The organism is Aeromicrobium sp. CTD01-1L150, from assembly GCF_041951745.1.
Classification (GTDB): domain Bacteria; phylum Actinomycetota; class Actinomycetes; order Propionibacteriales; family Nocardioidaceae; genus Aeromicrobium.
The window spans coordinates 907,110-927,813 of sequence record NZ_CP169555.1; the positions used below are offsets into that span (position 1 = coordinate 907,110).

The 20,704-nt window shown below is 70.5% G+C and carries 19 protein-coding genes; 6 read left to right on the plus strand and 13 right to left on the minus strand.

Going from position 1 to position 20,704, the window contains the following annotated elements:
* The first annotated feature begins 24 nt into the window (after window positions 1–24).
* A complete protein-coding gene (locus ACEVFP_RS04490; protein ID WP_375002286.1) occupies window positions 25–1,047 on the plus strand; it encodes a helix-turn-helix domain-containing protein in 1,023 nt (340 codons plus the stop codon).
* Here ACEVFP_RS04490 and ACEVFP_RS04495 read toward each other — a convergent pair.
* From ACEVFP_RS04495 to fabG, 3 genes are all read right to left on the minus strand, one after another.
* Complete coding sequence (locus ACEVFP_RS04495; RefSeq protein WP_375002287.1) at window positions 1,020–1,637, minus strand: TetR/AcrR family transcriptional regulator; 618 nt, start codon at window positions 1,635–1,637, stop codon at window positions 1,020–1,022. The genes ACEVFP_RS04490 and ACEVFP_RS04495 overlap by 28 nt on opposite strands.
* A 140-nt stretch (window positions 1,638–1,777) precedes the next feature.
* The gene (locus ACEVFP_RS04500; RefSeq protein WP_375002289.1) at window positions 1,778–2,788 is read right to left on the minus strand and encodes a phosphotransferase family protein; all 1,011 of its coding nucleotides are present in this window, start codon (window positions 2,786–2,788) and stop codon (window positions 1,778–1,780) included.
* 2 nt (window positions 2,789–2,790) lie between these two features.
* Window positions 2,791–3,561: a 3-oxoacyl-ACP reductase FabG gene (gene fabG / locus ACEVFP_RS04505; RefSeq protein ID WP_375002291.1), complete on the minus strand. Its 771-nt coding sequence runs from the start codon at window positions 3,559–3,561 to the stop codon at window positions 2,791–2,793.
* A gap of 158 nt (window positions 3,562–3,719) precedes the next feature.
* Here fabG and ACEVFP_RS04510 point away from each other — a divergent pair, with 158 nt between their 5' ends.
* Genes ACEVFP_RS04510 through ACEVFP_RS04520 form a run of 3 tightly spaced genes read left to right on the plus strand, consistent with a single transcriptional unit; the run spans window position 3,720 to window position 6,193 of the window.
* Complete coding sequence (locus ACEVFP_RS04510) at window positions 3,720–5,237, plus strand: acyl-CoA carboxylase subunit beta (protein WP_375002293.1); 1,518 nt, start codon at window positions 3,720–3,722, stop codon at window positions 5,235–5,237.
* Entirely contained in the window at window positions 5,234–5,458 is a 225-nt protein-coding gene (locus ACEVFP_RS04515; RefSeq protein WP_375002294.1) for a biotin/lipoyl-binding carrier protein, read from the plus strand. Before ACEVFP_RS04510 ends, ACEVFP_RS04515 begins: the two co-directional genes overlap by 4 nt.
* A gap of 33 nt (window positions 5,459–5,491) precedes the next feature.
* Window positions 5,492–6,193, plus strand: a complete 702-nt coding sequence (locus ACEVFP_RS04520; protein ID WP_375002296.1) for a hypothetical protein — start codon at window positions 5,492–5,494, stop codon at window positions 6,191–6,193.
* A 97-nt stretch (window positions 6,194–6,290) separates the two neighbouring features.
* Here ACEVFP_RS04520 and ACEVFP_RS04525 read toward each other — a convergent pair whose 3' ends face one another.
* Window positions 6,291–6,668 (minus strand): globin, encoded by a 378-nt coding sequence (locus ACEVFP_RS04525; RefSeq protein ID WP_375002297.1) that lies wholly within the window; start codon window positions 6,666–6,668, stop codon window positions 6,291–6,293.
* A complete protein-coding gene (locus ACEVFP_RS04530) occupies window positions 6,665–7,534 on the minus strand; it encodes a mechanosensitive ion channel family protein (RefSeq protein ID WP_375002298.1) in 870 nt (289 codons plus the stop codon). Before ACEVFP_RS04530 ends, ACEVFP_RS04525 begins: the two co-directional genes overlap by 4 nt.
* A 34-nt stretch (window positions 7,535–7,568) precedes the next feature.
* Between ACEVFP_RS04530 and ACEVFP_RS04535 the strand changes: the two genes are divergently transcribed.
* Window positions 7,569–7,850 (plus strand): hypothetical protein, encoded by a 282-nt coding sequence (locus tag ACEVFP_RS04535; protein ID WP_375002300.1) that lies wholly within the window; start codon window positions 7,569–7,571, stop codon window positions 7,848–7,850.
* 35 nt (window positions 7,851–7,885) lie between these two features.
* Here the strand turns inward: ACEVFP_RS04535 and pepN are convergent, their stop codons facing one another.
* Entirely contained in the window at window positions 7,886–10,399 is a 2,514-nt protein-coding gene (pepN, locus tag ACEVFP_RS04540) for an aminopeptidase N (protein WP_375002301.1), read from the minus strand.
* 67 nt (window positions 10,400–10,466) lie between these two features.
* The gene (locus ACEVFP_RS04545; protein WP_375002303.1) at window positions 10,467–11,126 is read right to left on the minus strand and encodes a class I SAM-dependent methyltransferase; all 660 of its coding nucleotides are present in this window, start codon (window positions 11,124–11,126) and stop codon (window positions 10,467–10,469) included.
* A gap of 48 nt (window positions 11,127–11,174) precedes the next feature.
* Between ACEVFP_RS04545 and ACEVFP_RS04550 the strand changes: the two genes are divergently transcribed.
* On the plus strand, window positions 11,175–12,329 hold the full coding sequence (locus ACEVFP_RS04550) for a glutamate--cysteine ligase (protein WP_375002305.1): 1,155 nt from the start codon (window positions 11,175–11,177) through the stop codon (window positions 12,327–12,329).
* Here ACEVFP_RS04550 and ACEVFP_RS04555 read toward each other — a convergent pair.
* Genes ACEVFP_RS04555 through ACEVFP_RS04580 form a run of 6 tightly spaced genes read right to left on the minus strand, consistent with a single transcriptional unit; the run spans window position 12,309 to window position 20,704 of the window.
* Window positions 12,309–13,013: a sirohydrochlorin chelatase gene (locus ACEVFP_RS04555; RefSeq protein WP_375002306.1), complete on the minus strand. Its 705-nt coding sequence runs from the start codon at window positions 13,011–13,013 to the stop codon at window positions 12,309–12,311. The genes ACEVFP_RS04550 and ACEVFP_RS04555 overlap by 21 nt on opposite strands.
* Window positions 13,010–14,125 (minus strand): uroporphyrinogen-III synthase, encoded by a 1,116-nt coding sequence (locus ACEVFP_RS04560; protein WP_375002308.1) that lies wholly within the window; start codon window positions 14,123–14,125, stop codon window positions 13,010–13,012. Before ACEVFP_RS04560 ends, ACEVFP_RS04555 begins: the two co-directional genes overlap by 4 nt.
* Window positions 14,122–14,487, minus strand: a complete 366-nt coding sequence (gene nirD / locus ACEVFP_RS04565) for a nitrite reductase small subunit NirD (RefSeq protein WP_375002310.1) — start codon at window positions 14,485–14,487, stop codon at window positions 14,122–14,124. The genes ACEVFP_RS04560 and nirD overlap by 4 nt, the downstream gene beginning before the upstream one ends.
* On the minus strand, window positions 14,484–17,057 hold the full coding sequence (gene nirB / locus ACEVFP_RS04570) for a nitrite reductase large subunit NirB (protein ID WP_375002312.1): 2,574 nt from the start codon (window positions 17,055–17,057) through the stop codon (window positions 14,484–14,486). Before nirB ends, nirD begins: the two co-directional genes overlap by 4 nt.
* Before the next feature lie 45 nt (window positions 17,058–17,102).
* Window positions 17,103–18,581 carry an FAD-dependent oxidoreductase gene (locus tag ACEVFP_RS04575; protein WP_375002313.1) on the minus strand — a complete coding sequence of 493 codons (1,479 nt, stop codon included), beginning with the start codon at window positions 18,579–18,581 and terminating at the stop codon, window positions 17,103–17,105.
* Complete coding sequence (locus ACEVFP_RS04580) at window positions 18,578–20,704, minus strand: molybdopterin oxidoreductase family protein (RefSeq protein ID WP_375002315.1); 2,127 nt, start codon at window positions 20,702–20,704, stop codon at window positions 18,578–18,580. Before ACEVFP_RS04580 ends, ACEVFP_RS04575 begins: the two co-directional genes overlap by 4 nt.

A 20,704-nucleotide genomic window follows, 5' to 3' on the forward strand; every position in this document is an offset into this window, starting at 1 on the left:
GACCATGTTCGATAAGATATCGCCATGGTGTCATCAGCCCGGCGTTCGCCCCATGTGGTCGCGGTGCTTGCCTACGACGGGATGTCGTTGTACGAGACCGGGGTCGTCACCGAGGTGTTCGGTGTGGCCTGGCCGGACCTGCCCGAACCCTGGTACGACGTCCGGCTGTGTGCGGAGCGGCCCGGCGGGTTCGGCACCGTCGGCGGGGCGGTGTTGACCGCTCCCCACGGGCTGGAGGCCTTCGCCGCGGCCGACACCGTGGTCATCCCCAGCATCTCCGACGTCGAGGTGCCGCCGTCGGCCGAGCTCGTCGATGCCCTGCGTGCGGCGCACCGGCGCGGCGCCAGGATCGCCTCGATCTGCAGCGGGGCCTTCGCCCTCGCCGGTGCCGGCCTGCTGGACAAACGCCCGGCGACCACGCACTGGCTCTACGCCGAACGGTTGGCCGAGAGGTATCCGAGCGTCGAGGTCGACCCCCTGCCGCTGTTCGTCGACGCCGGGGACGTGCTCACGAGCGCCGGCAGCACCGCCGGGCTCGACCTCTGCCTCCATCTCGTGCGTCGTGACTTCGGGGGCGCGGTGGCCAACCTGCTGGCGCGGCGACTGGTCTCGCAGCCGCACCGTGACGGCGGGCAGGCGCAGTACATCGAGTCGCCGGTGCGGGTCGACGGTGAGCGGCACGAGGTCGCACGGAGCATGGACTGGGCCCGTGAGCGCCTGTCCGAGCCGCTCACGCTGGAGGACCTGGCGGCCAGCGCCCACCTGTCCCCGCGTACCTACCTGCGGCACTTCACCGCTGCGACGGGGACGAGCCCGATCCGGTGGTTGATCGCCCAGCGGATCGAGGCCAGCCTCGGTCTGCTGGAGACGACGAACGCGTCGATCGAGGAGATCTCGGCGGCCGTCGGCTTCCAGAGCGCGGTGACGTTCCGTCACCACTTCAGTCGGCAGGTGAAGATCACTCCGTCGGCCTACCGACGAGCCTTCCGCAGCGGGGCCACGAGCGCGGGCGCCGACCGTCAGGCCTGCTCGCCGGCGAGCAGGTAGGCGGCGAGCAGCCGTTTGAGCTCGATGACGGCCTCGGAGTGGCCCTGGCCGTCGCGGACGGAGAAGTTGAGCATCGAGTAGGTGACGTGCACGAGGACCTCGGCCATGATCCGCCGCCGCTCGCGAGGTGTGCCGGGCGTCAGCGGAGCGAGCACCTTGGAGACCTCGGCGGCGAACTCGCGCTCGGTGAGGGCGGCGGTGGCTCGGGTGGCCGGAGTGGACTGCACGGCGTGCCAGACCGCACGGCGCGACGGGTCATCCACCCACAGGGCCGCCATGTGGTCGACGAGTCGATCGAGGAACCGCAGCCAGTCCAGCGTCGGGATCTCGCCGACGAACTCGGCCAGCTCCTCACGCACGGCGACGGCGTCGCGTCGGTCGAGCTCGCAGACGATGACGTACTTGTTGGCGAAGAACTGGTACAGCGTGCCGATGGGCAGGTCAGCGCGGTGCGCCACCTCCTCGCACGTGAACGACTCGAACCCGACCTCCAGCAGCAGCTCGCGCGAGACCTGCAGGAGCAGGTCGAACTTGCGCTGGCTGCGCTCCTGGGTGGGGCGCCTGCGGGGCTCGAGGATCTCGGCGGACACGGCGACCACCCTAGTGGGCTGTCGCCGTCACGTCGCGATCCGCGCGACGCGGGACGCGCCCGGGTGGGCGCCGGGCCGCACGGCCGAGGTGGGTGCGGGGGCCGGCTGGGGGAGCGCGCCGTGGCCGGGCCGGTCCGTTCTCAGGCCCGCAGGCCCGCCTGGATGAGTGGCTGGATGAGGTCGCCGATGCCGTCGAACCCACTGCCGAGCGTCTGGCCCTGCGAGTGGCGGAAGTGGATGCCCTCCAGGATCACCGCCAGCTTGAAGAAGGCGAGGGCGAGGTGGAAGTCGATGTCGGAGACATCGCGTCCGGATCGCTCGGCGTACAGCGTGAGGGACTCCTCCCGGGAGAGGTGTCCGGGAGCCTTGGCGGCGTCGGTCACGAGGCCACGGCCCGCCGCCGGTGCCTGCTCGCCCAGCTGTTGGTAGGCGAGCAGGACCGCGACGTCGGTGAGCGGATCGCCGAGGGTGCTCATCTCCCAGTCGAGGACGGCGGTGATGCGGTCGTCGGCGTCCACGAGCAGGTTGTCCAGCCGGTAGTCGCCGTGCACGATCGCGGCCTCGCCGCCGGTGGGGATGGAGGAGTCGAGGCGAGCGATCAGCTCGTCCATGCCGGGCAGCTCACGGCTCCGGGAGGCCTCGAGCTGCTTCTTCCAGCGACGCACCTGGCGCTCCAGGTACCCGTCGGGTCGGCCGAAGTCGCCGAGGCCGACGCTCTCGGGATCGACGGCGTGCAGGTCGGCCAGGACACTGATCATCCGCTCGGTGATCGTCCGGGTCCGCACCTCGCCGAGCTCGATGAGCTGGGACGCCTGGGCGAACGCAGTGCCGGGGACCCGTTCCATGACGTAGAACGGGGCACCGATGACGGAGTCGTCCTCGCAGAGCCCGTAGGTGACCGGTACTGGGACCGCGGTGTCGGCCAGGGCGGTGATCACCCGATGCTCGCGACCCATGTCGTGGGCGGTGGCGAGCACGTGCCCGAGCGGCGGGCGTCGCACGATGACCTCACGAGAGCCGTCGCTGACGGCGTAGGTGAGGTTCGACTTGCCGCCGGTGATGAGGCTCGCCTCGAGCGGGCCGTCGAGCAGTCCGGGTCGTTCGGCGGCCAGCCACCCGGCAAGGGCATGAAGGTCCAGTCCTTCGGTCATCGTCAGTCCTTGGGTCCGCCGGCGACATAGATGACCTGCCCGGAGACGAAGCCCGCGCCCTCGCTGATGAGGAACGACGCCGTGTGGGCAATGTCCTCGGGCTGGCCGACGCGCTGCACGGGGATCTGCTCGGCGCTGTACTTGATGAAGTCGTCGAACGGCACTCCGACGCGCTCGGCGGTGGCGGCGGTCATGTCGGTCTGGATGAAGCCGGGGGCGATGGCGTTGGCGGTGACCCCGAACTTGCCGAGCTCGATGGCGAGCGTCTTGGTGTAGCCCTGCAGGCCGGCCTTGGCCGCGGAGTAGTTGACCTGTCCGCGGTTGCCCAGTGCCGAGGTGCTGGAGAGATTGATGATCCGGCCGAACTTCGCCTCGACCATGTGCTTCTGCGCCGCCTTGACGGTGTTGAAGGCGCCGCGCAGGTGGACGGCCATGACGGCGTCCCAGTCGTCGACGCTCATCTTGAACAGCAGGTTGTCGCGCAGGATGCCGGCGTTGTTGACCACGACGGTCGGTGCGCCGAGTTCGTCGACGACGCGCTCCACGGCCGTGTCGACGCTCGTGGCGTCGGAGACGTCGGCGCCGATGGCCAGGGCCCGACCGCCGGCAGAGGTGATGGTCTCGACGGTTCCCGCGCAGGCAGCCTCGTCCAGGTCGACGACTGCCACGGACAGGCCGTCGGCGGCGAGACGCTGGGCGATGGCGGCTCCGATGCCGCGGGCGGCTCCGGTGACGATCGCGGTACGGGACCCGGTTCCATCGGTGTTCGGCATGACACTCCTCTGATCGGCTAAGCGCTTGCTTAGTGCCCACCGTAGCGCACCGGTCGGGGCGTGGCGAGACCTGTGACACAAAGATGAGGTACTCCTCATGTTTCATGTATAGTTGAGGAAGTCCTCATGTTTGGGCGCGACTTTTCGAGGGAGAACGCATGACCCAGATCGACACCACTGTCCGCGACGCCGGACCCACCGGGTCCCACGATCATCGCGACGTCCTCGCGCAGCGACGTCAAGAACGCGGAGAGCGGGTCGAGCCGCGAGGGCGCCGCACCCACACGGCGCGTGAGCGCGCCGAGCTGTTCGTCGACGCCGGGTCCTTCGTCGAGCTGACGCCGTTGCGCACGGCCGGCTCCAACGCAGGATCCGGTGTCGTCATCGGCTGGGGCATGGTGGATGGACGGCCCGTCGTCGTGGCCAGCCACGACGCGGCCGTCGCGTCCGGGGCGATCGGCGCCGTCTTCGCCGAGGCCGTCCAGCGCGCCCAGAAGCTGGCCATCGACCGCGGCCACCCCATCGTCTACATCAACGACTCCGGCGGCGCACGCATCCACGACGGCATCCACGCCCTGCACGGCTGCGGCGGCATCTTCAACCTCAACGTGCAGGCGAGCCGTCGCATCCCCCAGATCTCGTTGATCCTCGGGCCCTGCGCCGGGGCCGCCGCCTACTCCCCGGCCCTGACCGACTGGACGATCATGGTCAAGGAGCAGGCCCAGATGTTCCTCACCGGTCCCGAGATCGTGCGGGCCGCCACCGGCGAGGACGCCACCGCCGACGAGATCGGCGGCTCCGGCATGCACACCCGCACCAGTGGTGTCGCGCACCTCGAGGTCGAGACCGAGGAGGAGGCGCTGGACTCCGCGCGCCGCCTGCTGTCCTTCCTGCCGTCCAAGGTCGCAGGCTCCCCGCGACTGCTGCCCGCCCGTCCGGCTGCCGAGGCCGCCGTCGCCAGGCTCCCGCACGTCGTGCCCGAGAAGTCCAGCATCGTCTTCGACATGCACGAGGTGCTCGACGGCATCCTCGACAGCGCCGAGGACGGGGACCGCCTGGAGCTGAGCCCCGAGCACGCACCCAGCGTCATCACCATGCTCGCGCGCCTCGACGGTCGCCCCGTCGGCGTCGTGGCCAACCAGCCGCTGCGTCGCGGCGGCATCCTCGATGCCAAGGCGTCGGTCAAGATCTCACGCTTCGTCGACTTCTGCTCCCGGTACGACCTGCCCGTGCTGACCTTCGTCGACGTTCCCGGGTTCCTGCCCGGCACGGTGGAGGAGGGCCGCGGCGTGATCACCCAGGGTGCCACCATGCTGCGCGCCTACGTCGAGGCCACGTCACCGGTGCTCACGGTCGTGGTGCGCAAGGCCTACGGCGGCGCGTACATCGCCATGGGCGCCCGCTCCCTGGGTGCCGACATGACGTGGGCGTGGTCCGGCTCGGAGATCGCCGTCATGGGTCCCGGGGGAGCCGTTGCCCTCCTGCACCGACGTGCGCTGCGTGACGCCGAGGACCCCGTGGCACTGCGCGACGAGCTCGCCGCCGAGTACCGGGAGAACGTCGCCCGACCGTACCTGGCCGCCGAGGCCGGCATCCTCGACGACGTGATCCATCCCGAGGAGACTCGCGACCGCCTGGTCGATGCACTGCGCATGCTCGCGCCGGTGCAGGTATGAGCGTGGCCGAGGCGCGAGCCGACGTCGTCTCGAACGTCTGGAAGCTGCTCACCGAGACCGGCGCTGACGTGGCCGAAGGCGATGTCCTCGCAGTCCTGGAGTCCATGAAGATGGAAATACCGGTGCACGCGCCCGCCACCGGAACAGTGAGCGAGGTGCTCGTCGCCGAGGGCCAGATCGTCCAGGAGGGCGACGTCCTCGTCGTGATCGAGGCGCCGTAGTCCCGACCGCGGCGGTCTGAGACGATCGAGCGCGTGTCTGCGCCGCTGATCCACGAGATGCCCATGCGTTGGGCGGACCTCGACGAGCTGAGCCACGTCAACAACGTCGTCTACCTCGACTACGCCGTCCAGGCGCGTGCCGCGCACGTGGCGGCTGGGGAGCTGCTCGATGCCCCGGTCGGCTCGGTGTCAGTGGAGTACCTGCGACCCCTGCTCCTGCGCCGGGTGCCCGTGGTCGTCGCCACGCGCACCGTGGACGACGTGCTGGTGCAGGAGATCGCTCCCGCCGGGGCGGACGTGCCGTTCGCCAGGGTGACGAGCCGGCCCCGGGCCGAGCTGCAGACCCTCGACACCGGACAGGGCGAGCCCTACGCGGTGCGGGTGCGGCACAGCGATCTCGGGGTCGACGGCACGGTCACCGTGAGCAAGGTCTTCGAGTACGCGCAGGAGGCGCGCATCGCCTCCGTCGTGCGGGCCCGCGGTGTCGCGAGCCCCGGCCGGTTCGTGGTGGCGCGCGTCGACCTCACCGTGGGGGAGCCGTTCGCCTGGCGGCCCGAACCGTACGCGGCCGAGACCGCCGTGACGCACGTCGGCACGTCGTCGTTCACCGTCAGCACCCTGTTCGAGGGTGGACGGTACGGGCGGACCGATGCCGTGCTCGTCGGGTTCGACCTGCAGGCGCAGCGGTCGCGTCCGCTGACCGACGACGAACGGGCGGCCCTCACCGGCGCCTGAGCCCACTCAGGCCGGCGTGTTGGTCATGCGGAGTTGATCATGCGGTGCTGGTCGGTTCATGACCCAGCTCCGCCGCGTGAAGGTGCGGTCGGCCCGGTCAGATTGGGTCCGCGGAGTTGATCATGAACTGGGCAGCGTGCTGTACGTAGCCCCAGAACTGGGCGTCGTGCTCGGGATCGAGGTCGACGGCGTCCAGGCCCTTGCGGAAGTGCATCAGCCAACGGTCCTTGGCCTCGGCGGTCACCGGGAAGGGGGCGTGCCGCATCCGCAGCCGCGGGTGGCCGCGCTGCTCGCTGTACGTGGTGGGACCGCCCCAGTACTGCTCGAGGAACATCGTGAACCGCTCGGCCGCGGGAGCGAGGTCCTCCTCGGGGTACATGGGTCGCAGGAGGTCGTCGGTGGCCACCCCCTCGTAGAACACCTCCACGATCCGCTGGATCGTGGCGCGTCCGCCGATCTCCTCGTAGAAGCTCATGACGGCGCCACACCCGTGAGGAACGAGCGTGGGATCTCGATCCCCTCGGCATCGAACCGGTTCTTGACCCGCGCTCGCAGCTCACGGGTGGTGGCCCACTGCTTCAGCGGCGCGGTCTTGATCGCCACCCTGACGACCACGCCGTCCTTCGCGAGCTCGTTGACGCCCCAGACCTCGGGTTCCTCCAGGACGATGCCCTGGTACTCGGGATCGACGAACATCTCGTGGGCCACCTCGGCCAGGACGCCGCAGACGCGGTCGATGTCGGTGTCGTAGGCGACGGTGACGTCCAGCACCGACCGGGCCCAGCCCTGGCTCTGGTTCCCGACCCGCAGGACCTCACCGTTGCGGACGTACCAGACGGTGCCCTCGGTGTCACGGAGCCGCGTGACCCGCAGGCTCACCGCCTCGACCTCGCCGCCGGCATCGCCCATGTCGATCCAGTCGCCCACCCCGTACTGGTCCTCCAAGATCATGAAGATACCGGCGAGATAGTCCTTCACCAGGGTCTGAGCCCCGAAGCCGAGGGCGATACCGAGGATGCCCGCGCTGGTGAGCAGCGGCGCGATCGGCACGCCGGCCACACCGAGCACCGTCACCAGGGCGACACCGGCGATCACGAGCGTCACGACCGAGTTGAGCAGGTCGCCCAGCGCCTGTGCCCGTTGCTTGCGTCGTTCGCCGGCACCGGGGCGACGGTCACGCTGGCTTCCCTGGGTCGCGCGCTTGACGACACGACGGATGGCCCGCCGTGCGCCCCAGAGGATGAGGACGGCCAGCAGGACGACCAGTGCGATCTGTGTGCCCGCCTCGATGAGGGACTCCCACGTCCACGAATCAGGCACGTTCACGTCGAGACCCAGCATGGGGTCAAGACTACGGGCGGATACGATGAACCCCATGAAGGCTCCTGTGCGGATCGTCACCTTGCTCGCTGCTGTGGCTGTCTGGCTGTTCGCGACGACGACCTCGGCGCTCGCCGACTCGCCCGCCTCACCGGACTGGCCCGCGCCTCCGGAGCGCTCGGTGCTCGACAACGTGCTGCTGTTCGGCGGCAGCACCATCGGCCTGTTCGTGCTGATCTGGCTGTTCGGCCTGCTGACCGCGCGCAACAACTACGTCCCGCCGGAGCCCGGCACCGACGTCGAGGTGGCGCCAGGCGACACCGCGGCCCGGCACTGAGCCGCTGAGCCCGGCCACCGGTCGCAGGTGGCCGGTCAGGACTGCTGGGCGCGCAGGGCGCGGGCGAGGTCGTCGCGACCCTCGCTGACGTACCGTACGGCCGCCGCGTTGGCCGATGTCGTGGCGAGCCAGGCATCCACCTGATCGAGCGTGCTGCGCGACGGGTTCGCCAGCGGGAAGAGGTGGACCAGCGCCACCTGCCCGATCCAGACGCCCTGGTCCTCGATGATCGACTCGGCCATCTGCAGGTACCGCTCGACGTACGGTTCCAGGACGTCGGCCTGACCGCTGACCTGGAACGCGACAGCGGTCTGGCGGCGCGTCTCGTTGGGCGTGGACGCCTCGACGGCGACGGCCTGCCATGCCGCTTCCTTGGCCTGCGCCGTCGGCTGGATCGCCCGCGCCGAGGCGGCACGCTCCTGACCGGAGATGGTGCTGTCACGCTCGAGCTCGGCGGCGATCTCCGCCTCGTCGGCGGCGCCGATGCGGGCCAGGTGGGTGATCAGGCTCCACCTGAGGTCGGTGTCGACGTCCAGGCCCGGCAGTCCACCATCGAGCAGGGCGCGCAGGTACTCCGGACCGGAGGCGGCCGCACCGTAGGCCCGGACGAATGCCAGCTGGTGGTCGCTGCCGGGCTCGGCTGCCTCGACGAGCGCCTTGACACCGCTCTCCCAGCGTTGTGCCAGTGCCGGACGGTCGGCGTCGGCGGTGAACAGGTTGACGGCGCTCTGCCCCTGGCGCAGCAGTGAGCCGACGGCCGTGAGGTCCGACTCGGACCCGACGCCGGCGAGCACGAGCGAGACGAAGTCCTGCGACGAGAGTTCGGCGTCGCGCGTCATGTCCCACGCCGACCCCCAGCACAGGGCCCGCGGCAGCGACGCCTCGAACGTCGCGATGCTGTCCAGGAGCGTGGCGAACGAGCGTCCGTCGAGCCGGATCTTGGCGTAGGTGAGGTCGTCGTCGTTGAGCAGGACGAGATCGGGCTGACGGGTCCCGACGAGCTCGGGGACGTCGGTCTCGGCGTCCCGCACGTCGATCTCGACACGGCCGGTGCGCACCAGGGTGCCGTCGGCACGGTCGTACAGGCCGATCGCGATGCGGTGACGGCGCAGCGTCGGGAAGGCCTCGATCGCGGACTGCTCCACGACGAAGGACGTGAACGTGCCGTCCTGCCCGGTCTCGAAGCGGGGCCGCAGCGTGTTGACCCCCGACGTCTGCAACCACTCCGCGGCCCAGGAGTCGAGCTCGCGGCCGGACGCCTGCTCCAGCTCCAGGAGCAGGTCGGACAGCGTCGTGTTGCCGTAGGCGTGCTTGGCGAAGTAGGAGCGGAGCCCTGCGAAGAAGTCGTCCACCCCCACCCAGGCGACGAGCTGCTTGAGCGCCGAGGCGCCCTTGGCGTAGGTGATGCCGTCGAAGTTGGCCTCCACGGCGTGCAGGTCGTGGTTGTCGGCGGCGATCGGATGCGTCGACGGCAGCTGGTCCTGACGGTAGGCCCAGTTCTTGCGATTGTTGGTGAAACCTGTCCAGGCCTGCGTGAACCGGGTGGCCTCGACGGAGGAGTGGTGCGCCGCGAACTCCGCGAACGACTCGTTGAGCCACAGGTCGTCCCACCACTTCATGGTGACCAGGTCGCCGAACCACATGTGCGCCATCTCGTGCAGGATCGTGTTGGCGCGCTGCTCGTAGGCGGCGACGGTCTGGCGGGAGCGGAAGATCATCTCGTCGCGGAACGTCACGCAGCCCGCATTCTCCATCGCGCCCATGTTGTACTCCGGCACGAACAGCTGGTCGTACTTGCCGAACGGGTAGCCCATCTCGAAGACGCGCTCGAAGAACTCGAAGCCCTGCTTGGTGATGAGCAGGATGTCGTCGGCGTCGAGGTGCTCCACGAGCGACTGACGGCAGAAGACGCCGAGCGGGATGTCCGCATACTCGCCGGAGTAGGTGTCGCGCACGACGTGGTACTCACCGGCCACGAGTGCGGTGATGTAGGTGGACATCACCTTGGTCGGCTCGAAGTCCCAGCGGCTGACACCATCGTGCAGGCTCTTGGGCTCGGGCGTGGGAGAGTTGGAGACGACCTGCCAGTGCGACGGCGCCGTGACGTGGAACTCGAAGGTCGCCTTGAGGTCGGGCTGCTCGAACGTCGCGAAGACCCGACGGGCGTCCGGGACCTCGAACTGCGTGTAGAGATAGACGCGATCGTCAGCCGGGTCGACGAAACGGTGCAGGCCCTCGCCGGAGCGTGAGTAGGCACAGGACGCCTCGACGCGCAGCTCGTTCTCCGCCTGCAGGCCCGGCAGCGGGATGCGGCTGTCGGTGTAGGTGGCCGGGTCGAGGGAGGTGCCGTTGAGGGTGATGGCCTCGACCTCGGCCCCCACGAGGTCCAGATGAGTGGACGACCCGGGGACGGCGCCGAAGCGCAGCGTGGTCACCGACCCGAATCTCTCGGGTCCGGTGGTGAGGTCGAGCTCGACGACGTAGGAGTCTGTGGAGACGAGGGCTGCACGCTCGGCAGCCTCGTCGCGCGTGAGGTTGGTTCCGGGCATGGGACTCACTCTTTCACGCGCCACCCGCGTCGTGGTCAGGCCTCGCGGGTCCCGGCCGTCCGGAGCCTCAGGCGCCGGTGCCCTCGAAGTAGGTGAAGGCACCGGACCGCTCCAGGCGCACGTCGTGCAGACCTGCGTCGCGCAGCCACCGGTCGATGTCGTGGTGGGTGCACCCGGGTCCCAGCACACCGATGGCCCGCCCGCCGACGTGCACCGGTGTGAAGCGACGTCCGGCGTCGGTGCAGAAGGCGCTGCCGACGAGCCGACCGCCGGGACGCAGGACGCGGGCCAGCTCGTGCACGGCGCCCTCGGGGTCGGGAAAGCAGTGCAGTCCGGTGAAGGTGAGCACGAGGTCGTAGGAGTCCTCGGGGTCCTCGAGCGCGTGGACGTCGGCCGCTCGGGTCTCGATCCCCGCCAGGCCCCGGCGATCGGCTTCGTCGCGGGTGCGGCGCAGCATCGCGGGGGAGATGTCGGCTGCGACATAGTCGTACGTGTGCCCGGGTGGCAGGTCGCGCAGCACGACACCGGCACCGCACGGCACGTCGAGCACCCGCGCTCCAGGGGGTAGGTCGAGCAGCGCGCCACGGGCCCGACGGTGCAGCTCCTCGATCGAGGAGCCCGTTCCCATGCGCCACAGCACCGGACCGAGGCGTTCGTCGGTGCTGACCCGCTCGTACACCTTGGCCCAGGGGTGGTCGCGCCGCCACGACCGGCTCGCATCTCTCATGCTCGGACCGTACCTGCGAGAGCCTGCGTCTGGGGCAGGATGGAACCTGTGGACATTCCCTTCGCCGTATCGGAGCGCTCGAGCGTGGGCATCGAGTGGGAGCTCGCCCTCGTCGACACCGACTCCGGGGACCTGCGGCAGGTCGCACAGACGATCCTGGATGCCGTCGCCCCACCGGGCGGTGGCGACCACCCGAGCATCCGCCAGGAGCTGCTGCTCAACACCGTCGAGGTGGTCTCGCAGGTGCGGCGGACCGTCGGGGAGGCCGGGGCGGACCTGCAGCGTGCGATCGAGGAGATCCGCGCCGTCACCGATCCGCTGCGTGTGGAGCTGATGAGTGCCGGGACGCACCCGTTCGCGCGGTGGGACAACCAACGCGTCACCGACAAGGAGCGGTACCAGACCCTCATCGATCGCACCCAGTGGTGGGGCCGGCAGATGCTCATCTACGGCGTCCACGTCCACGTCGGCATCGAGGACCGCGACAAGGTGTTGCCGATCAGCAACGCCATGCTTGCCTACTACGGGCACCTGCAGGCACTCAGCGCGTCGTCACCGTTCTGGGGCGGCAAGGAGACCGGCTACGCGTCCAACCGGGCGCTCATGTTCCAGCAGCTGCCCACGGCCGGCCTGCCGTTCCACTTCACGCAGTGGTCCGAGCTGGAGCACTACGTGCAGGACCTCACCACCACCGGCGTCATCGACATCTTCGACGAGATCCGGTGGGACCTGCGGCCGTCGCCGAAGTTCGGGACGCTCGAGGTCCGCATCTGTGACGGTGTGCCGACGATGCAGGAGCTCTTGGGGACGTCGGCCTTGACGCACTGCCTGGTCGAGCACTTCTCGTCCGAGCTGGACGCCGGTCGCGAGCTCCCCGACCTGCCTCCCTGGTTCGCCCAGGAGAACAAGTGGCGCTCGGCCCGGTACGGCATGGACTCATGGCTCATCCTCGACCAGTACGCCCACGAGGACCTCGTCACCGCCGACCTCGCACGGCTGCTGGAGCGGCTCGCTCCGGTGGCCGAGAAGCTGGGCTGCACCGAGGAGCTGGGTCATGTCGACGACATCGTCCGCTACGGACCGTCCTATCGTCGGCAACGACGTGTCGCCGAGGCCAACGGGGGGCGGCTCGACGCCGTGGTCGCCTCGCTGGTGGAGGAGATGCGGGCGGGGCGTCCGCTGTCACCCGCCGCTGCGAGCTGAGGCGAACCGCGTCAGCGCGGCGTCGTGCCGGTCGATCACCAGCTCGACCAGGCGTGGGTCCGGCGGGTCGCCGTCCAGGAGGGGGCGGGTCACCACGTCGGCGCCCGACACCGCCAACCGTCCGTGGAAGAAGCCGGGAGCCATGAGGAGTGAGGAGACGACGACGCGACGGTCGGCCTGCCGCGCCTCGCGCACGACGTCCTCCAATGGTCGTCCGTTGCCCCCGACGTAGCCGATCGGCACGATCTGGCCGACGGCCGCGCCCAGGTCCCGGGCGATCTGCTCGAAGCAGGCCAGGGCCGCCGGGTCATGGGACCCGGCGGCGCCGAGCACGAGCGTGTCGCCGTCCCGGACGCCCGACTCGAGGAGACGTCGGACGAGGACCGCGACCAGGCGCCGGTCAGGGCCGAGGGTGGCGGCCGCGCTGCTTTCCGGCGCGCGGGCCGCGCGGGCGATGTCGACGCGCGCGTGGAAGCCGGGTGCGAGGAGCAGCGGCACCACGGTGACGCGTCCACCGAGGGTCGCGGTGACCTCGTCGGGACGGGGGGACTGGACGTCCACGAACGCCTCGTGGACGTCCACGCCCGGCAACTGTTCACGCACCGCGTCGACGAGTGCGGCGATCGCGGCCTGTCCCGCCGGGTCAGAGGTTCCGTGGCTGGTGGCGACGAGGGCAGGTCTCATGGGTTCTCCTGGACGTCGAGTCGGTAACCACGCTTCACGACGGTGCGGATGGTGGAGCGCCCGACAGCCTCCCGCAGACGGGCCACAGCCATCTCGGCGGTGTGGGGGTCCTGTGACGCGCCCGGGAGCACCTCGAGCAGGTCCTCACGCGAGACGACCGCTCCCGGCGATGCCGCGAGGGCACGCAGGACGGCGACTCCGCTGGGGGAGACACCGAGTAGCTGATGGTCGAGGGTGGCCACTCCGGCGCGGATGCGCAGCGCGCCTGCGGGGACGCGGATCGTCGTCGACTCCTCGCCCAGCTGGACGATGAGCTCACGCACGAGCGCGCCGAGCCGAGAGCGTTCCGGCACCAGGGGCTCGAACCCGGACGACACGAGGGGGTCAGCCGTGACCGGCCCGACGGCGGCAAGGACCAGACGGCCGGCGCCCTCGAGGTCGCGGAGCGACTCCAGGTACCCCTGCTCGGCCACCACCTTGAGCCACGAGGATGCTCCCGGCGCCGAGGTGAACACGATCGCGTCGAAGCCGCCTGCTGCTGCGTCCGTGACGGAACGATCGAGCGACTCGGGATCGGGTGGGGGACCCCAGCGGTAGACCACGATGGTCGACGTGGTCGCGCCGGCCGATCGCAGCGCATGCTCGATGCCGTCGTCCCCGGCCCCGTGGTGCTGCACGGCGAGGTGCTGGCCCTCGACCCCCTCGGCGAGCAGCAGCTCGATGATCTCCGCCGAGGTCTCGGACTCAGCGACCCAGTCCGGCGTCAGGCCGGCCGCCTGCAGGGCGCCGCGCGCCTTGGGTCCACGCGCGACGATGCGGGTGCGACGAAGTGCCTCCAGCAGAGGGGCAGCGAGGTCGAACGCCTCGGCGGTGTCCAACCAGCCACGAAACCCGATGCCCGTCGTGACGACCAGCACGTCGGGCGGGGCGGCGACCAGCCGCCGGGTGACGTCCAGGAGCCCGGCCTCGTCGATGTGCGACTGCACCCCGAGCGCAGCCGCCACGGTCACCTCGGCCCCTCGACGCTCGAGTGCGTTGGACAGCTCCTCGGCACGTCGCTGCGCCGTGACGAGGATCGAGGTGCCGGCCAGGACCTTGCTCAGGGTGGTCACAGGCCGGCCCCAGGACCGCCGATCTCCACGACGTCGCCGGTGACGCGGACCGGCCACGTCTGCAGCGAGACCTCCGGCTCGTCGAGGCAGCGGCCGGTCCGCAGGTCGAAGACCTGCTTGTGCAGGGGAGAGGTCACGGTCGGGACGTCGTTGCGTGAGCCCACGAGTCCGCGGGCGATGACGTTCGCGCCGGTGAACGGGTCCCGGTGCGAGACGGCGAGCACCTCTCGCGTCCCGGACAGCAGGAAGATCGCCACCTGGCATCGGTCGACCAGGGCGGCGACGCCTCGATCCGGGTGCAGGTCGGCGAGCCGGCACACCGGCACGTGCGTGCTGACGACGGACTCCAGGTGGGTGGTCACAGTGGTCCTCCTGCGGTGCGGACGGGCAGGGTCTCGCCGGCGACGAGGACGGCACGCTCCTCCTGCGTCGCAGGTCTCCTCTGACCACGCTCCGGGACGTGGACGAGGTCAGGGTCGGCGGTGTCGGGTGCATTGACGAACGAGGCGAACTTACGCAGCTTCTCCGGGTCGTTCAGCGTCGCGGCCCACTCGTCACGATAGCCACCGACGTGGGTGTCCATGGCGGCGTCGAGGTCCTCGGCGATGCCGAGGGAGTCGTCCATGACGACGGCGCGGACGGCCTCCAGCCCGCCGTCCACCGACTCGATCCACGGCGCGGTGCGCTGGAGCCGGTCGGCCGTGCGGACGTAGTACATGAGGAAGCGGTCGATCGCCCGGACGAGCTGCTCGGTGGTCAGGTCCTCGGCGAGGAGCTGTGCGTGCCGAGGTGTGAAGCCGCCGTTGCCGCCGACGTACAGGTTCCACCCCTGGTCGGTGGCGATGACGCCGACGTCCTTGCCTCGAGCCTCGGCGCACTCCCGGGCGCATCCGGAGACCCCCAGCTTGAGCTTGTGCGGCGAGCGGAGCCCGCGGTAGCGCAGCTCGAGTGCGATGGCCAGACCGACGGCGTCCTGCACCCCGAAGCGGCACCACGTCGAGCCGACACAGGACTTCACCGTGCGCAGCGACTTCCCGTACGCATGACCGGACTCGAAGCCGGCGTCCACGAGACGTGACCAGATGGCCGGCAGCTGCTCGATGCGTGCGCCGAACAGGTCGACGCGCTGGCCCCCGGTGATCTTGGTGTAGAGGCCGAAGTCGCGGGCCACCTCACCGATCACGATGAGTCCCTCGGGAGTGACCTCGCCACCGGGGATGCGGGGCACCACCGAGTAGGTGCCGTCCTTCTGCATGTTCGCCATGACGTGGTCGTTGGTGTCCTGCAGAGCCGCGTTCTCCCCGTCGAGCACGTGCTGCTGGTACAGGCTCGCGAGGATCGAGGCGACCACCGGCCGGCAGATGTCACACCCACGCCCACGCCCGTGCCGCTCGAGGAGCTCGCTGAACGTCGTGATGCCGCTGACTCGCACGACGTCGAACAGCTGGGCACGGCTGAGCGCGAAGTGCTCGCACAGGTCGTCGCGGACCTCGGCCCCACTGTTGACCAGCTCGGTGTCGACGAGCTGCTTGAGCAGCGGGACGCAGGAGCCACAGCTGGTGCCCGCACGAGTGCATCCCTTGACGCCGCCGACGTCGGTGCAGCCGTCGTCGGTGACTGCGCACCGCACGGCGCCCGCCGTCACGTTGTTGCAGGAGCAGACCGTGGCCTCGTCCGGCAGTGCTCCGCCGGAGGGCGGTCCGGACCCCTCGGGGAGCAGCCAGCCGTGGGGGTCACCGCCGAGCTCGCTCCCCACGAGGGGACGCAGGCTCCCGTAGGCCGACGCGTCACCGACCAGGATCCCCCCGAGCAGGGTCGTGGCGTCGTCGCTCAGGACGAGCTTGTTGTAGACGCCGGCGACCGGGTCGGCGTAGACGACCTCCAGGCTGCCGGGCGTCGTGGCGAACGCGTCGCCGAAGCTCGCGACGTCGACGCCGAGCAGCTTGAGCTTGGTGGAGAGGTCGCCGCTCTCGAAGGCGGCATCGCCGCCGAGCAGGCGGTCGGCGACGATCTCGGCCATGGTGTACCCGGGCCCCACCAGCCCCCACACCTGGTCGGCGATGCAGGCCACCTCGCCGACCGCGTAGACGTCGGGGGCGCTCGTGAGGCAGCCCTCGTCCGTGACCACGCCACCGCGTGGATGAACCGTCAGGCCCGCGGCCCGAGCCAGCTCATCGCGTGGGCGCACGCCGGTGGCGAAGACCACGACGTCCGCATCGAGGGCCGCTCCGTCCTGCACGAGCAGACGCGCGACGGAACCGTCGTCGCCGGCCTCGAGCCCGGTCGTGGCGCTGGACGTGCTGACGGTGACCCCCAGCGTGTCGATGATGCGGTGCAGAGCCGCGCCACCGCCTGCGTCGACCTGCAACGGCATGAGGCGGTCGGCGAACTCGACGACGGTGGTCTCGGCGCCGAGCTGCTGCAGGGCTCCGGCTGCCTCGAGACCGAGCAAACCTCCGCCCACCACGACGCCACGGACGGCGTGTCCGTGCGCGCGACCGCGGTCGGTGACCCAGGATCGCAGTGCGGCGACGTCCTCCACGGTGCGGTAGACGAAGGCGCCGGGAAGGTCGGTCCCCTCCACCGGAGGTGTCGCGGCATAGGACCCCGTGGCCAGGACCAGAGCGTCGTAGGCAACCTGGTCCTCTCCCACGGTGATCGTCCGCGACTTCGTGTCGAGGGCATCCACGCGGGTGCCACGGTGGAGCTGGACGCCGGGCTGCTCCCAGAGCTCGGCGCTGCCGAGCAGCAGGTCCGAGGTGTCCTCGAGCTCGAAGAAGCTGGTGAGCGCGACACGGTCGTACGGTGCGTGGTCCTCCTCGCCGTACACGTCGACGCTCCAGTGGGAGAGTCCGCCGCGTTCGACGAGTGCTTCGACGAGTCGGTGGGCGACCATGCCGGCGCCGACGACAACCAGCTTCCTGCGTTCCATGTCTCGACCGTAGGTCCGGTATGTGTCGACCGGTCGCGCGTCGTGTTACCCGACGGAAACACTTGGCTCACGGTTGGCGCCGACGACGTGTGAGGAGGCGGTCGCGTCGTCCTGCGCGCGCTCCTGCAGCCACTCGATGAGACTGCACACCGCAGTCGTGCACCCGCCGCAGCCCGTGGTTGCGCGGGTGGCGTCCGCGATGTCGTCCACCCCACGATGCCCGGCATCCCATGCTGCGACGACGTCGCCCTTGGAGACTCCGTTGCACCGGCACACGGTGCTGGTCGCAGGCAGGGTGGCCGGTGAGACGTCGAGCTCCCCAGGGTCTGCGGTGAGCAGCTGGAGCGGATCGGCGGGAATCACCCCCGGCCGGTCCAGCAGGGTGGACAGGCGGGCTGCGACGTCCGGGGCTCCGACGCAGGTGAGACCGACGAGCGTGCCGCGGCGCACCACGATGTCGACGTGGCGCCGGGCGCGGCTGTCATCCAGAGTCAGCACACGGTCCGACGGCTCGGCGGCCTCAGGTCGCACACCCATGCTGACGGCGCTCATCCCGACCGCCTTCAGCCGCATGGCCGACGCCGTCGTCGACCTGGCCGGGGTCGTCTCTCCTCGATCCAGCAGACGCGCCAAGGCTCCCGCCTGCTCCCAGCCCTGTGCGACGAGGCCGCTGGTGCCCTGCGGCGTTCGGGCGCAGTCGCCGATGGCGCTGATCGACGGGTCGTCGGTGCTGAGAGAAGTGTCGACGACGACGCCGCCCTTGGTCGCCAGACCGCTGCGGGCTGCCAGGGTGGTCTCGGGGATCGAGCCGACCGACAGCACGAGCAGGTCGGTCGGGAGCCGGCGACCGTCGCTGAGCCGCACTGCTGTGATCCTGCCGCGTTCCTGCACGACGGTCGAGACGGTCGAGCGGGCCAGGAGCCGGACGCCCGTGTCGCGCACGGTGGTGGCGGCGACACGTCCGCCGGCATCCCCGAGCTCGCGGTCCAGCACGGCGTCGCGGGACGCCACCAGGGTCACGTCCACGCCGCGATGACGCAGTCCGCACGCGACCTCGAGGCCGATCGCTCCGGCGCCGACGACCGTGACACGCCGTGCGTTGGCAGAGCCGGCGAGGATCGCCCGCGCGTCGTCGACGGTGCGCAGGACGTGTGTGCCGCCGACGAGCTCCCCCTCGGGGTCGAGCAGCCCCGGAAGCGCAGCGACCCGGGCCCGAGCGCCGGTCGCGAGCACCAGATGGTCGTACTCGAACGTGCGACCCTCACGGGTGCGCACGGCGCGCCGTCGTCGGTCCACATCGACGACGGGTGACCCGAGCCGCACGTCGGCTCCCTCGAGTGCAGGCAGGGCGAGCCCCGTGACCTCCGCCCTCCCCGCCACGACCTCCGACAGCAGGACTCGGTTGTAGGGCTGGTGGTGCTCATCGCCCAGCAGCACGACCTCGTGCGACTCATCGAGCGCGAGGAGCTCCTGGACGAATCGGTGACCGACCATGCCGGCTCCCACGACGACGATCTTTCTCATGCGACGGGCTCCTTCGTGTCGTCCGCTACCGGGCCATCGCCCGTCCGGCGGTCCGGCTCGATCGTGACCGCGCAGACCTTGAACTCGGGCATGCCTGAGACCGGGTCCGTGGCGTCGTTCGTGAGTGCGTTGACCATCCCTGCGTCGGCGAAGTGGAACGGCACGAACACCGTGTCGGGCCGGATGTCCCGGCTCAGGCGGGCCGGTGCCGTCATCTGGCCGCGTGACGACGTGAGCCGCACCGCGTCCTCCTCCTCGATGCCGTGACGGTCAGCCAGCGTGGGATGGATCTCGACGTGGGCGGAAGGTGCCAGGTTGTTCAGGCGCGGGACCCGGCGGGTCTGCGCACCGGACTGGTAGTGCTCGAGCAGGCGTCCGGTCACGAGGTAGACCGGTGCGTCGGCCCGGACGTCGTCGGCGGGGCCGCGAGCCCGGACCGGGACCATCGTCGCGCGACCGGTCTGCGTCGGGAAGGTGTCCCTGAACAGGCGGGGCGTCCCCGGGTGATCGGGATCGGGACAGGGCCAGTACAGCGACTCCCCGGCGTCGAGGCGTGCGTAGTCGATGCCTGCGTAGTCGGCGCGACCTCCTGCGCTCGCACGGCGCAGCTCCTCGAAGACGTCGCGGGCGTCGGTCGGCCACACCGACGGCGCCTGCAGACGTCGGGCCAGCTCGGCCCAGATCCAGAGCTCGTCGCGGACCTCGCCGGGTGGCGCCACCGCCCGCCGCCGACGCAGGACACGTCCTTCCAGGTTGGTCATCGTGCCCTCCTCCTCGGCCCACTGGCTGACCGGTAGGACGAAGTCGGCCAGCCGGGCCGTCTCGGACGGGACGACGTCGCAGACGACGAGCAGGTCGAGGGAACGCAGCCGTTCACGCACGGCGGTCGCATCGGGCGCGCTGACCACGACGTTCGAGCCGTGCACGAACAGTGCCTGGGCGCCGTCGGGAGTCCCCAACGACCTCAGCAGTTGCACGGCCGGGACCCCGGCGCCGGGAATGTCCCGCGGATCCACGCCCCAGACCGCGGCCACATGCTCCCGAGCGGCTGGATCCTCGATGGAGCGGTACCCGGGAAGCTGGTCGGCCTTCTGCCCGTGCTCCCGTCCGCCCTGTCCGTTCCCCTGGCCGGTGATCGCGCCGTAGCCGCCGCGCTCGGCACCGGCGAGGCCGAGGCTGAGGGCGAGTGAGATCGCAGCGCTGACGGTGGCTGTGCCGTCCGTGTGCTGCTCCACGCCACGGCCGGTGAGCACGAAGGCGCCCCGGCCGCCACGGTGCGGGGCGGCGTCGGCCAGGCGCAGGGCCACTCGTCGTAGCTGGGTCTCCGGCACGCCCGTGGCGGATGCCACCCGCTCCGGCCACCACTCGGCGACGCTGCGTCGCACGGCGTCGAGGCCGTCGACCCGACGTGTGAGGTAGTGGGTGTCGGCCAGCTCCTCGCCGAGCACGACGTGCAGGAGCCCGAGCAGCAGCACGAGGTCGGTGCCCGGCATCGGCTGGACGTGCTCGCCGCCGCCGTCATCGGTCAGCTGGGCGGTGGCGGTGCGTCGCGGGTCGACGACGATCAGCCCGCCCTTGGCGCGCACTTCGCCAAGATGTTGTACCGACGGTGGCATCGTGTCGGCCAGGTTGCTGCCCAGCAGGAGGACCGCGTCCGCGTCGCGCAGGTCGGTCAGGGGGAACGGCAGGCCGCGGTCGATCCCGAGGCTGCGGTTGGCGGCAGCCGCGGCGGAGGACATGCAGAAGCGTCCGTTGTAGTCGACCATCCTGGTGCGCAGTGCCAGGCGCGCGAACTTGCCGAGCTGGTAGGCCTTCTCGTTGGTGAGTCCGCCGCCACCGAAGACCGCGATCGCATCGGGGCCGCGCTTCGCCGAGATCGCACGCACCCGATCAGCGATCGCGTCGAGGGCGACCGGCCACGACACCGGCTCGAACCCCGAGTCGGTGCGACGCAGCGGCGTGGTCAACCGGTCCGGCGCACGGAGCAGCTCGGTGGACGTCCACCCCTTCTGGCACATGCCGCCATCGTTGGTGGGGAACGCCCGCGGCTCGGCGACCAGGGGATGGCCGTCGAGCCGCTGGGCGCACTGCAGGGCGCAGTATGGGCAGTGGGTGTCCGTCAC